Origin of the sequence: Bradyrhizobium sp. WYCCWR 12699 (assembly GCF_032144035.1) — a bacterium.
Taxonomy (GTDB): Bacteria; Pseudomonadota; Alphaproteobacteria; order Rhizobiales; family Xanthobacteraceae; genus Bradyrhizobium.
Window position 1 is genome coordinate 155,551 of sequence record NZ_JAVTJN010000030.1, and the last position, 12,819, is coordinate 168,369.

Sequence of the window (12,819 nt, forward strand, 5' to 3'; positions counted from 1 at the left end):
ACACATCTTCTACTCATCACCGCCTGCCCTGGTTCCTAATGCCGCTCCGCCTGTTCCTGACCTCCGGCGATCTCATGGCCGACCGCCGCTTCGAGTTCGCGCGCGACCTCCAGCTCAAGGGCGATCTGCCCGCGGCCGCCGACCTGATCGAGCAGGCGATCGAGCTCGCGCCGAACTTCACCTCGGCCTGGTTCACGCTCGGCGAGATCCGCCAGCAGCTGGGTGAGCGCGACAAGGCCATCGCGGCGTTTCGCGAAGCGCGGAGGTGCGACCCGGGGGACCAGCACGGCGCCGGCCTGCACCTGATGCGGCTCGGCGACGCCGAGATGGCGGAGATGCCCAAAGCCTATGTGCAGGCACTGTTCGACCAATACGCGCCGCGCTTCGAGCACGCGCTGATCAACGATCTCGGCTACCGCGCCCCCAGCATCATCTTCAAGGCGGTGCTGGCCGCGCGCGTCGCCGCCAAGAAGCCGGCCTTCTTCAAGCGCACCATCGATCTCGGCTGCGGCACCGGCCTCGCGGCCGCCGCCTTTGCCAAACAGGTCGACCATTTCATCGGCATCGATCTGTCGCCCGGCATGATCAAGGAGGCGCGCGCCACGGGCCTCTACGCCGAGCTCGAAGTCGCCGACATGATCGAGGGACTGCGCACCAAGAATGACGGATGCGCGAACCTCATCGTCGCCGCGGACGCCTTCGTCTATCTCTCCGATCTCGCACCGGTGCTGACCGAAGCCAGGCGCGTACTCGTCTCGGGCGGCGTGCTCGCCTTCACGCTGGAGACGCATGACGGCAGCGGCATCGTGCTCGGCGAAGGCCTGCGTTATGCCCATTCGGCGGAATATGTGCGCGGCGCCATCACCAAGGCGGGCCTGAAGCTGCTGACGCTGGAGCCGGCCTCGCCGCGCATCGAGAACAACGAGCCGGTGCGCGGCCTTGTCGTCGTCGCCGAGAAAACTTGAGTCTAGACGCTAAGCCCGGCGATTTAAGCGTCATTGCGTCGCAAAGCTGCGACTTCCCACTTGCGAGCCATGCTGCGTTCCCAGCACAATGCGCGCACCAGGGAGAAAACAATAATGACGAAAAATCCATCGCGGCGCGATTTCAGCGCCGCCGCGCTCGCCACCATCGCCGCATCCACCTTGCCCGCGCCTTATGTCTGGGCCGCGGAGAAGAAATACGACGCGGGCGCCAGCGACACCGAGATCAAGATCGGCCAGACCGTGCCGCATTCCGGTCCCGGCTCGCTCTACGGCGTGCTCGGGCGCATCGGCGAGGCCTATTTCCAGATGCTGAACGAGAAGGGCGGCATCAACGGGCGCAAGGTCAAGTTCCTGACCATGGACGATGCCTACAGCGCGCCGAAATGCGTCGAGGCGACGCGGCGCCTGGTCGAGCAGGAAGAGGTGCTCGCGCTCTACGGCTCGCTCGGCACCGCGCCGCAGACCTCCGTGCACAAATATTTGAACTCCAAGGGCGTACCGCAGCTGCTGCTCAACACCGGCGCGTCGAAGTGGAACAATCCGAAAGAGTTCAAATGGACGATGGCGGGCTTGCCGCTCTATCCGACCGAGGCGCGCATCCTGGCGCGGCACGTCGTCGCCGTGAAGCCGAACGCAAAGGTCGGCATTCTCTACCAGAACGATGATTTCGGCCGCGACTTCCTCGGTCCGTTCAAGAAGGTGCTGGCCGATGCCGGCGGCACCGCGCAGGTCATCATGGAGCAGACCTACGATCTGACCGATCCGACCGTCGATTCCCAGCTCATCAATCTCTCGAAGTCCGGCGCCGACGTCTTCTACAACATCTCCACCGGCAAAGCGTCGTCGCAGTCGATCCGGAAAGTCGCCGAGCTCGGCTGGAAGCCGCTGCAGCTGCTGTCCGCCGGCTCGACCGGTCGCTCGATCCTCAATGCCGCGGGCCTCGAGAACGCCACCGGCATCGTTGCCATCCGCTACAACAAGGAGGTCGGCCTACCGAAATGGGAGAAGGATCCCAACGTGATGGCGTTCGAGGAATTGCGCAAGAAATACACGCCGGCGATCGACCCCGACAACACCATCGCCTTCGCCGGCTACGGCCAGGCCGTCACCATGGGCGAGATCCTGCGCCGCTGCGGCGACGACCTCACCCGCGCCAACGTGCTGAAGCAGGCGTCCAACCTCAAGGGCTTCCACTCGCCCTACTTCCTCGACGGCGTCACCTACGACTACACGCCCGAGGACTACACGCCGATGAAGACGCTGTTCATCTCCTCCTTCACCGGCAAGGATTGGGATATTTCCGACAAGCCGATGTCGGAATAGCACTCACTCGTCATGGCCGGGCTCGTCCCGGCCATGACGGCCTCGGCTGAATGTTCAAATGCGATTGCCCACTCTCTAATAAAAAAGGCGAGCACAGCTAACGCGCGATCGCCAATTGGTACGCCTGCGCGGCGTTCACGCCAAAAGCCTTGTCCCGCACCTCCGGGCCAAGCTTCACCAGGCAGGCCTCCAACGCGCCCTTGATCTCGCCGTAGCTGCCCGCAAGCAGGCACACCGGCCAGTCCGAGCCGAAAATCAGCCTGCCCTCGCCGAAACAGCTCGCGGCGTGCGCGACGAATGGAAACAAGCGCTCCGCATCCCAGTCATTCCAGACCGCTTCAGTCGCGAGGCCCGAGATCTTGCACCAGACATTGCCGCAGGCCCCGAGCCCCTTGATGCGATCGGACCATTCGGCACTGCCGCCGTCAGCGATCGGCGGCTTGGCCGCGTGGTCGAGCACGAAGCGCGCTTGCGGGAAGGCCTGCGCGGTTGCGATCGCGGCGGGCAGCTCGCGGCTGCGGACGAGGAGATCATAGGTGAGATCATGCGCGAACACCGCCGTGAGCCCGCGCTGGACATCCTCGCGCAACAGCCAATCGGGATCGGCTTCGTCATGCACCTGGTGGCGGATGCCGACGAGCTTGTCCCCGCCCGGCAAGCCGCGCAGCCGTTGCAGCGTGTCGCCGAGCGCGCCGTCCGTCAGGTCGGCCCAGCCGACGACGCCGATCACCGACGGTGTTTCATGCGCAATCCGCAGGAATTCCTCGGTCTCCTCCAGCGCTGAGCGGCATTGCACCACGATGCTGGCATCGATGCCATTCGCCTTCAACAGCGGCGCGAGATCAGCGGGACCGAACGCGCGGCGGATCGGCGTAAGCTCGTCCGCCGCCATCCAGGGATAGTCGGCACGTGCCGGATTCCAGAAATGCTGATGTGCGTCGATGATCATGGCTTACGCAGCGCCCGGCAGCGGCGCGCGGGCATCGACGAGGTTTCGCGCGCGCAGCTCCCGCCAGAGGGCCGGCGGCACCGTTTTCTCGGACATCGCGATGTTGTCGGCGACTTCGGCGGCATTGCGCGCGCCCATCACGGCGACGGTGACCGCCGGATGCGCCATGCAGAACTGCAGTGCGGCCGCCTTCAGCTCGGTGCCGTGCTTGCGGCAGAGCGCATCGAGCTCCAGCGCCCGCGCCACCAGCGAGGCATCGGCGTCCTGATAATTGAACTTCGCGCCGGTATGCGGATTGGCCAAAATGCCGCTGTTGTAGATACCGCCGAGCAGGATGCCGATGCGCTTCGCGGTGCAGACTGGAAACAGCGCATCCAGCGCGCCCTGGTCGAGCAGCGTGTAGCGCCCGGCGACCAGGAAGCAGTCGACCGGCACGGCCTCGGCGAAACGCGTCAACATCTCCGACTGGTTCATGCCCGCACCGATCGCCTTCACCGTGCCGTCAGCGCGCAGCCGCTGCAGCGCGCGGAAAGCTCCGCTAACGGCCTCGTCATAGTGATCGTCGGGATCGTGCACCAGGAGGACGTCGACGCGGTCGAGCCCGAGGCGGCCAAGGCTTTCCTCCACCGACCGCATCACGCCGTCATAACTGAAATCGAATACCGGCCGCTCGCGCGACGTACCCTTGTAGTGCTCGTCCTCGGCGGTGCGGCCATCCGGCGCGCGCAGCAGGCGACCGACCTTGGTCGAGATGACGTAGGAGTCGCGTTGCTGCTGCCGCAGGAAGGCCCCTAGCCGCCGCTCGGCGAGGCCAAAGCCATAGAGCGGAGCGGTATCGAAGAAGCGCACCCCGGCCGACCAGGCGCGCGCAATCGTCGCTTCCGCATCGGCGTCGCTGACGGGGCTAAACAATCCGCCGAGCGGCGCGGAACCGAGCCCGAGTGAGGTGACGTCGAGCGGGCCCAGCCGCGAATGTTTCATTCCCATTGTCTTCCGCCAGTCTTCATTCCAACAATCCAGATCATCTCCCCCGCTTGCGGAAATCGCAAGCGGGGGAGGCACACAGGAGCGCGGGGCTGGCGGACGCTCCTACTTCAACATTTGCGCGACGTTGTCCTTGGTCACGAGATCGAGGCCGGTGTAGACGATCTCCGGAACCTTCTCGCCCTTCTTGATGGCGAGCAGCGTGTCCATCGCCTTCTCGCCCATCTCGAACGGACGCTGGCCGACCAGCGCATTGGCATAGCCGTCGCGCAGCAGTTCGAGCTGCATCTTCAGCGTATCGGCGACGACCAGCGTGAACTTGCCGGAATCGATGTCCTTCTTGTTCCGGCTCGCGAACGCCTTGAAGCCCTCGGGAGCGAACATCGGCCAGCCGCCGATGGGAACGATGGCGGCGAGATCGGGCGTTGCGGTGCGCATGTCCGTCATCTGCTGCACCGCCAGCGCGGGATCGTCGTTGCAGAAGGTCGGGGAACCCGCGACCTCGGTCCATTTCGAGCCTTTCAGCGCCTCGCGAACGCCGTCGACACGCTCGGCGAGGTTTTTCGCGCCGGGGCCGCCCGAGACCATGGCGTACTTGCCGCCGTCCGGTCGCATCTTCACGAGCTCCTTGCCGAGCGCGACGCCGAACTCCTTGTTGTTGGTGCCGATATAGGCGATGCGCTTGGAGCCGGGCGCATCGGCATCGAAGGTGATGACGGGGATGCCGGCGGCGGTCGCCGCCTCGATCGACTTGGTCATGGCCGCGACGTCGGCGACCGAGATGGCGAGGCCGTCGACCTTCTGGGTGACGAAGTCCTGGATGATCTGCGCCTGCGTCGCCGGCTCGTGCTCGACCGGTCCCTTGTAGATGCACTCGATATTGCCGAGCTCCTTGGCGCGCTTCAGGCAGCCGTCGCGCGCGAAATCGAAGAACGGATTGTTCATCGCCTTGGGCACGATGACGAAGCGGTAGTTCGCGGCGAATGCCGGCGTCGCCATCATCGCAACGGCGATGCCGGCCAGAAGCAGTTTCCTCATTGTCTCCTCCACCCTTGTTTGGTGCCCGTCCTTTTCGAAGATCGTCCGGGAAGCGGACAGGCGGCGTTTTGTTTGCCTTCCCGAGATGACGTCATTTCAGCTCATCCGCGAACGGATACGGTCGACCAGCACGGCCAGAATGATGATCACGCCGACCAGCGTCTGCTGCCAATAGGAGGAGACCTGCGCCAGCACGAGGCCGTTGCGGATCACTTCCAGCAGCACGCAGCCGACGATCGCCCCGAGCGGGCCACCGATGCCGCCCGCAAGGTTTGCGCCGCCGATGACGGCCGCCGCGATCACGTTGAGCTCGTAGGAGGTCGCCATGTTGGCCGGCGCCGACCCGAGCCAGCCGGAGACGATGATTCCCTGCAGGCCAGCTGCGAGCGCGCAGATCACATAGACCTCGATCTTCACCCGCACGACCGGGATGCCGGTCAGCTCCGCCGCCTTCTCGTTGCCGCCAAGCGCGAAGACGTGGCGGCCGAACGCGCTATGATGCAGCACCACCGCCATCGTCAGCGCAAGGATGACGAGATAGATGAAAGGCACGGGGACGCCGAACACGTCGCCCGAGGTCGCGGCGTAGAAGTAATCGGCATCCGGCCCGCCCGGAAAACTACCGCGGCCGTTGGAGACGACATAGCCGAGGCCGCGCACGATCGAGAGCATGCCGAGCGTGGTGACGAAGGGCGACAGGCAGAGCACGGCGATGCAGAAGCCGTTGACGAGTCCGGCGATCAGCGCGACGCCGAGCCCGGCAAGGACCGAGACAAGCAGGATCAGCCCGGGCACGTTGGCCAGCACCGTCTTGCCGTCAGCCGCCATGTGCACCAGCGGCGAGCCGGGCGCCGACAGCTCGGTCATCACCATCGAGGTGATCATGGCGGAGAAGCACATCATCGATCCCACCGAGAGGTCGATGCCGCCGGTGATGATCACGAAGGTGACGCCGAGCGTCGCGACGGCGATGAACGAAAAGTTCTTCGCCACGTTCTGCATGTTGCCCTGGGTGAAGAAGTACGGGCTGGCGAAATGCATGATCACCAGCAGCACCGCGAGTGCGAGCAGCACATAGCCGGTCTGGGAGGCGAAGATGCCGCGCTGCCACCATTTGATCCGGCCCACATTGGTGAAGCTGATGGGAGATTCCATGGGCATGGCCATCACGCCGCCTCCTTCGCGCCGGTGATGAGAGCGGTGACTTCCTCCGGCGAGGTCTCGTGGATCGGCTTGTCGGCGCGCTTCTCGCCGCGGCGCATGACGATGACGCGATCGCACACCGCGAACACATCGGGCATGCGGTGCGAGATCAGCATCACGGCAACCCCCTGCTCCTTTAGCCGGTGGATCAGCCCGAGCACCTGCTCGACCTGACGCACCGAGATCGCTGCGGTCGGCTCGTCCATCATGACGAGCCGCGCATTGGAGAGCCTGGCACGCGCGATCGCGACCGCCTGGCGCTGGCCGCCGGACATCTGCTTGACGAGATCGTCGGGGCGCGTCTCCGAGCGCAACTCACCGAACAGCTCCAGCGCTCTCGCCGCCATCGCCTTGTGGTCGAGCAGAGCGATGGGTCCGAACTTGCGCTTCAGCTCGCGGCCGAGGAACACGTTGGCGGCAGCCGTCAGATTGTCGGCGAGCGCGAGGTCCTGATAGACGACCTCGATGCCGACGGCGCGGGCGTCGACGGGCCGGCTGAAATGGACCGCGCTGCCGGCGAAACGGATCTCGCCATGGCTGGGACGGAAATTGCCGGCGATGATCTTGACCAGCGTCGACTTGCCCGCACCGTTGTCGCCCATCAGGCCGACGACCTCGCCGGGCTGGACCTGCAGATCGACACCGTGCAGCGCACGGATGGCGCCGAATTCCTTGCCGATGCCGGTGAGCTCGAGGACCGGTGTCGCATCAACCTGTGCCATCAGCGCTCCCTCAGACATGACGATTGACCAGGGATTCCAGATATTCCTGCCGACCCGAGCGCGGCTGCGGATCGAAGCCGGGCTGGAGCGCGCGGTCAGCGAGGTCGGCGAGCGAGCGCTGGCCGCCGAGAATCGCCCGGCCCTCGGGACCGGACCAGCCTTCGTAGCGCTTCGCGAGCGGCGCGGTGAGAGCGCCGGCATCGAGCATGTCGGCGGCGGCGAGGAAGGCCCGCGCGCACGCATCCATCGAGCCGACATGGGCGTGGATGAGGTCATCGGGATCGATCGACTGCCGCCGGATTTTTGCGTCGAAATTCAGCCCGCCCGAAGTAAAGCCGCCGCGGTTCAGGATCTCGTGAAACACCAGCGCCAGCTCCGGCACGTTCATCGCGAACTGATCGGTATCCCAGCCGAGCAGGTCGTCGCCACGGTTGATATCGAGCGAGCCGAACACGCCGAGCGCCTCGGCGAGCGCGACCTCGTGATGGAAGGAATGGCCGGCGAGGATGGCGTGGTTCTGCTCGATGTTGAGCTTGACGTCCTTGAGCAGGTCGTAGCGTTCGAGGAAGCCGTAGCAGGTGGCGACGTCGAAGTCGTACTGATGCTTGGTCGGCTCCTTCGGCTTCGGCTCGATCAGGATCGGGCCCTTGAAACCGATTCTGTGCTTGTGCTCGACGACGAGCGCGACGAAGCGGCCGAGCTGGTCGAGCTCGCGCTTGAGATCGGTGTTGAGCAGCGTCTCGTAGCCCTCGCGCCCACCCCACAGCACATAGTTCTGGCCGCCGAGCCGGTGCGTCACCTCCAGCGCGGCGCGGACCTGGCCGGCGGCATAGGTGAAGATCTCTGGGTCCGGGTTGGTCGCAGCGCCCGCCATGTAGCGGCGATGCGTGAACAGGTTCGCGGTGCCCCACAGCAGGCGGACCTTGGCTGATGCCATCTTCGCTTCGAACAGATCAGCGATGGCGTTGAGATTGGCGACGGACTCGGCGAGCGACGCTCCTTCCGGCGCCGCGTCGACGTCGTGGAAGGTGAAGTAGGGCACATCGAGCAGGCGGAACAGCTCGAAGGCGACATCCGCCTTGGCCCGCGCCTGCGCCATTGTATCCGTGCCGTGGTGCCAGGGCCGCAGGAACGTCTCGCCGCCGAACGGATCGCCGCCGGGCCAGCAAAGCGAATGCCAATAGCAGACCGCAAAGCGCAAATGATCCTCGAGCCGTCGGCCGTGGACCATGCGATCCCTATCGTACCAGCGAAAAGCGGGGCCCTGTCCCGCGTTCTCGCCGGCGAAGGCGACGGGTGCGCTTGCATCGAAGAATTTGGCTGACGCGTTCACTTAATTCGTCTCCTTCAATGCGGGATAGAGCGCGCGCCATCGCCGATAGGCTTCGTCATAGGCCGCGGCGACGGAGGCGCGAGGCGTGAAGGTCGCGAGCCGCCGCGGGCGGGTGCAGACCGCCGAGGCGCTCTCGCCTGTGGCAGCGAGCCTGCCGAGCCTGGAGGCGCCGAGGGCCGCTCCCACCTCGCCCTCTTCGACGCGGTGAACGGGAATGCCGAGCACGTCGGCGCAGATCTGTGCCCACAATGGCGAGCGCGAGCCACCGCCGACGAGATCGAGCTCGGGAATCGGCCCGCTCGCCGCGCTGAGCGCCGCCAGATTGTCGCGCGCGGCAAAGGCGACGCCTTCGAGCACGGCTTGCACGATCTGGCTGCGACCGGTCGCACCGCGCAGGCCGACGAAGGCGCCGCTGGCAGAGGCATCGTTGTGCGGCGTGCGCTCGCCGTCGAGATAGGGCAGGAATTTGATCGGGCTCGGCGCATCGACAGATTCACCAAGCGGAGCCAAGAGCGCTGCGGCGGGCGTCTCCATCACCCCGGAGAGCCAGGCGAGCGACGCCGCGGCCGACAGCATCACGCCCATCTGATGCCAGAGGCCGGGCAGCGCATGACAGAAGGCATGCACGGCCGACGTCGGCGCCGGCGCGAAGCGATCGGTGACGCGGAACACGACGCCGGACGTTCCCAGCGACAGGAACGCGTCTCCCGGCGCGATCGCGCCGAGCCCGATCGCGCTCGCGGCGTTGTCGCCGGCGCCGCCCGCGACCACGACGGCTTTCTTCATACCCCAGCGCTGCGCATGGTCCGGCGCGAGCACGGCGCTCTCCGCGCTGCCCTCGACCAGGCGCGGCATGTGGTGGAGATCGAGCCCGGTGGCGTGCAGCAGCAAGGCGGACCAGCGCCGCTGGCCGACATCGAGCCACAGCGTGCCGGCAGCATCGGACATGTCTTCGACCATCTCGCCGGTGAGGCGATAACGCACATAGGCCTTGGGCAGCAGCACCTTTGCGACACGCTCGAAGATTTTCGGCTCGTGCCGCGCGATCCACAGCAGCTTCGGTGCGGTGAAGCCGGGCATCGCCAGATTGCCGGCGATCGCAGGCAGCGACGGACAACGCCGCTCCAGCACGGCGCATTCGGCCTGCGAGCGGCCGTCGTTCCAGAGGATCGCGGGGCGCAGCGGCTTGCCGTCCTCGTCCAGCAGCGTCGCGCCATGCATCTGGCCGGACAGGCCGATGCCGGCCACCTGCGCCACTTCGCGCGGATGGCGGCTGGCGAGATCGTCGACCGCGCCGATGGTCGCATCGACCCAGGAATCGGGGTCCTGCTCGGACCACAGCGGCGCCGGATGCGACAGCGCGAGCTCGCGCGTTGCCGTCGCGAGGATCGCGCCGGATTCGCTCACGAGCACCGCTTTCACGCCGGACGTGCCGATGTCCAGTCCGAGATACAAATCGTCCTCCTCATTGTCCATTGCGATGCGCGATCTTGACGTCGCGCTTTCCGTCACGGCCCGTTCGATAGCCGGCTGCCGCTAGGGCAGATTGTCCCGCATCACGATGTCGATCCTGATCTTCTCCTGCTCGCGCAAGATCGGCTCGCCGCGGGCAAGCGCGAGCAGCACGCGCACGGCGGCGCGCGCCTCATGTCCGGGGTTCTGCGAGATCGCGGCATCCATCACGCCCTGCAACAGCAGGCGGCGCGTCAGCACGGTGACGTCATGACCGACGAACACCACCTCGTCGCGGCCGGCATCGCTCAACGCCTTGGCGACGCCTTGCGTGCCGGCGCCGACGTTATAAAGGCCGACAATGTCGGCATGCCTGGCCAATAGCCGCGCCATCACCTGTTCCGAGCGGCCATCCTCGTCGCGCCCTTCCAGCACGGGCAGCACGCTGAGACCGGGGAATTCCGACGCCATCACCTGGTTGAAACCGAAAATTCGCTCGGCATGGTCGCGAAGGCCCTGCGAGCCTGCGACGATCGCAACCTTGCCGGACTTTTGGCCGACCAGCCTTCCGACCAGCGCGCCGGCGGTGCGGCCCGCCGCGATGTTGTCGATGCCGACATAATGGTGGCGGCGCGACGACGGCACGTCCGACACCAGGGTCACCACCTTGGTGCCGGCATCGACGAGGTCGTTGATCGCGGCGCGAACGCTGGGGTGATCCAGCGCCACCACGGCGACGCCGTCGCAATCGCCCGACAGCGCCTCCAGCGAGGCCGCGAGCACCGATGGATCGAACACGTCGGTTGTAACAGTCTCGACGCTGAGGCGGCGGGCCGAGAGCCAGGCGGACATCTCGCCGAGATAGGCCTCGATCTGCTGCATGAACGGGTTCGGCCCCGACGGCATCACGAAGGCGAAGCGGCGGGCGCGGCTGCGGGCGAGTTCGACGGCGGCGACGTGGGGCTGGAACGAATTGCGCTCGATCGCCGCCTTGACGCGCCGCACCGTGTCGGGCCGCACGCCGGGCCGGTTGTGCAGGACGCGGTCCACCGTCGCCAGGCTGACGCCCGCCTCGCGGGCGATGTCCTTCAGCGTCAGCACCGTCGTGGTCAGGGTCTCGGCCATGGCTGAAGGCTAGCAGAGGTGTTTTGAGGTACGCAACTCATTTTGAGGGGCAGCAATGCTATTGTTGCCGGCTCGAGTCTAGGGTCCGGCAGTCACCCCTCGAGCAGGTCCAGCGTCAGGAACAGGCTGTTGGGATCCTCGGCATAGCCCTCGAACGGACCGCAGGGAACGAAGCCATGCGCCTGGTAGAGCGCATGCGCCGGCTTGAAATAGTCCCACGAGCCGGTCTCGAGGCTGAGCCGCTTCAGGCCCCGCGCGCGGGCCTCGGTGATGATGTGGCGGAGCATCTGGCCGCCATACCCGCGCCGCCGCGTGGTCTGGAGCGTGTGCATCGACTTCACCTCGCCATGGGTTGCCGAGAGCGTCTTCAGCGCGCCGGCGGCAACCAGCTGCTCGCCGTCCCATCCGGTCCAGAACGCGACGTCGCTGGCACGAAGACCGGCGAGATCGAGCGCATGCGCACTGCCCGGCGCGGTCTGCGCCCGCGCCGCCGTGACGTGATGATCGAGCAGCGCGATGACGCGGGGATCGAAGGTGTCGCCGGTCCGGATCTGCATGGTCAGGGCCTCACGCCGCTTGCAAGCTGCTTCTGCATGAAGACGAGATCGAGCCAGCGGCCGAACTTGCAGCCGACCTCCGGCATGCGCGCGACCTCCGCGAAGCCGAGCGAGGCGTGCAGCGCGATCGAAGCCGCGTTGGTGCCGTCGATGCCGGCGATCATGACATGCTTGTGCATGGCGGTGGCGCGCTCGATCAACGCGGCGACAAGACTGCGGCCGATCCCCGCCCTGTGGTGCCGCTCGTCGACATAAACGGAATTCTCCACGGTGTGACGATAGCCGGGAAAGGGACGGAAATCGCCGAACGAGGCGAAGCCGACGACATCCCTGCCCTTCATCGCGACCAGCACGGGATAGCCGGCGTCCTGTCGCGCGGAAATCCATTGACGCCGCGAGTCCAGATCGGATGGACCGTCGGTCCAGACCGCCGTGGTGTTGAGCGCGGCGTAATTGTAGATGACGAGGATATCCTCGGCATCGTCCAGCGTAGCGTCCCGTACGAGCAGCGACATCACATCTTCCCGTAGGAGGCGCCGCGCCGCGTGATGATGACGTAGCGCGCGTCCTGTTTGGTTTCGTTCTCGAAGGTCACCGCGCGCATCACGTCGAAATCCAAGCAGTCGCCCTCGCGCAGGCGCACCGTCTTGGCGTCGATGTACACGGCAATCGCGCCCTCCAGCATCAACAGCTGCTGGGTGAAGGCGTTGCGGCCCCAGGGGCTGTACGGCACCCGCGCGCCGGCCGGAAGGTCGACGACGATGATCTCGATGCCGCTCGCCGCGTCCGTCGGCGAGGCGTGCCGCCTTCGATAGCCGCTGTCAGGATCGCGCCAGTGCGGCTGGTCGGCAAGCCGCATCAGGCGCTCCGGCGGCTTCTCGGCGAGCGCGACGACGTCGCTGAGCGAGACGTCGAGCGCGGCGCACAGCCTGCCGAGCAGCGCAGCCGTGGCGCTGCTCTGCGCGCGCTCGACCCGCCCGATCATGGCTCGGCTGACACCGGAGCGCGTTGCAAGTTCGTTCAACGTCATCCCCGCCTGCGTCCGCAGCGTCTTCAAGCGGCGACCGATCGCACGGTCGAGTTTCTGCTGGTCCATGGCCCTCATCCCGACATCACCCGGCGCAGGGACCGCTTCCACCGGGCAAGA

The 12,819-nt window shown here is 66.2% G+C and carries 13 protein-coding genes; 2 read left to right on the forward strand and 11 right to left on the reverse strand.

The window, feature by feature from the left end; genetic code table 11:
* The first annotated feature begins 38 nt into the window (after positions 1 to 38).
* Together RPS27_RS11520 and RPS27_RS11525 are read left to right on the forward strand one after the other, a co-directional pair.
* A complete protein-coding gene (locus RPS27_RS11520) occupies positions 39 to 965 on the forward strand; it encodes a class I SAM-dependent DNA methyltransferase (protein WP_212065095.1) in 927 nt (308 codons plus the stop codon).
* Positions 966 to 1,079: 114 nt separating this feature from the next.
* Positions 1,080 to 2,309, forward strand: a complete 1,230-nt coding sequence (locus tag RPS27_RS11525; RefSeq protein ID WP_212065094.1) for an ABC transporter substrate-binding protein — start codon at positions 1,080 to 1,082, stop codon at positions 2,307 to 2,309.
* 97 nt (positions 2,310 to 2,406) lie between these two features.
* On the opposite strand, the gene RPS27_RS11530 is transcribed toward RPS27_RS11525, so the two are convergent.
* From RPS27_RS11530 to RPS27_RS11580, 11 genes are all read right to left on the reverse strand, one after another.
* The gene (locus tag RPS27_RS11530) at positions 2,407 to 3,258 is read right to left on the reverse strand and encodes an amidohydrolase (RefSeq protein ID WP_212065093.1); all 852 of its coding nucleotides are present in this window, start codon (positions 3,256 to 3,258) and stop codon (positions 2,407 to 2,409) included.
* Positions 3,259 to 3,261: 3 nt separating this feature from the next.
* Complete coding sequence (locus tag RPS27_RS11535; protein ID WP_313754008.1) at positions 3,262 to 4,239, reverse strand: aldo/keto reductase; 978 nt, start codon at positions 4,237 to 4,239, stop codon at positions 3,262 to 3,264.
* Positions 4,240 to 4,347: 108 nt separating this feature from the next.
* Positions 4,348 to 5,280: a sugar-binding protein gene (locus RPS27_RS11540; protein ID WP_211415570.1), complete on the reverse strand. Its 933-nt coding sequence runs from the start codon at positions 5,278 to 5,280 to the stop codon at positions 4,348 to 4,350.
* A gap of 96 nt (positions 5,281 to 5,376) precedes the next feature.
* Positions 5,377 to 6,447: an ABC transporter permease gene (locus RPS27_RS11545; protein WP_212065091.1), complete on the reverse strand. Its 1,071-nt coding sequence runs from the start codon at positions 6,445 to 6,447 to the stop codon at positions 5,377 to 5,379.
* Positions 6,447 to 7,205, reverse strand: coding sequence for an ATP-binding cassette domain-containing protein (locus RPS27_RS11550; RefSeq protein WP_212065090.1), 759 nt, complete (start codon positions 7,203 to 7,205; stop codon positions 6,447 to 6,449). Before RPS27_RS11550 ends, RPS27_RS11545 begins: the two co-directional genes overlap by 1 nt.
* A gap of 10 nt (positions 7,206 to 7,215) precedes the next feature.
* Positions 7,216 to 8,538: a xylose isomerase gene (gene xylA, locus RPS27_RS11555; protein ID WP_212065089.1), complete on the reverse strand. Its 1,323-nt coding sequence runs from the start codon at positions 8,536 to 8,538 to the stop codon at positions 7,216 to 7,218.
* Positions 8,539 to 9,993, reverse strand: a complete 1,455-nt coding sequence (gene xylB / locus RPS27_RS11560) for a xylulokinase (RefSeq protein WP_212065088.1) — start codon at positions 9,991 to 9,993, stop codon at positions 8,539 to 8,541.
* Positions 9,994 to 10,074: 81 nt separating this feature from the next.
* Positions 10,075 to 11,115, reverse strand: coding sequence for a LacI family DNA-binding transcriptional regulator (locus tag RPS27_RS11565; protein ID WP_313754009.1), 1,041 nt, complete (start codon positions 11,113 to 11,115; stop codon positions 10,075 to 10,077).
* Between the two features lie 92 nt (positions 11,116 to 11,207).
* Positions 11,208 to 11,672 carry a GNAT family N-acetyltransferase gene (locus RPS27_RS11570; protein WP_212065086.1) on the reverse strand — a complete coding sequence of 155 codons (465 nt, stop codon included), beginning with the start codon at positions 11,670 to 11,672 and terminating at the stop codon, positions 11,208 to 11,210.
* Positions 11,673 to 11,674: 2 nt separating this feature from the next.
* Entirely contained in the window at positions 11,675 to 12,187 is a 513-nt protein-coding gene (locus RPS27_RS11575) for an N-acetyltransferase family protein (RefSeq protein ID WP_313754010.1), read from the reverse strand.
* On the reverse strand, positions 12,187 to 12,768 hold the full coding sequence (locus RPS27_RS11580; RefSeq protein WP_194404833.1) for a helix-turn-helix domain-containing protein: 582 nt from the start codon (positions 12,766 to 12,768) through the stop codon (positions 12,187 to 12,189). Before RPS27_RS11580 ends, RPS27_RS11575 begins: the two co-directional genes overlap by 1 nt.
* Positions 12,769 to 12,819: the final 51 nt, after the last annotated feature.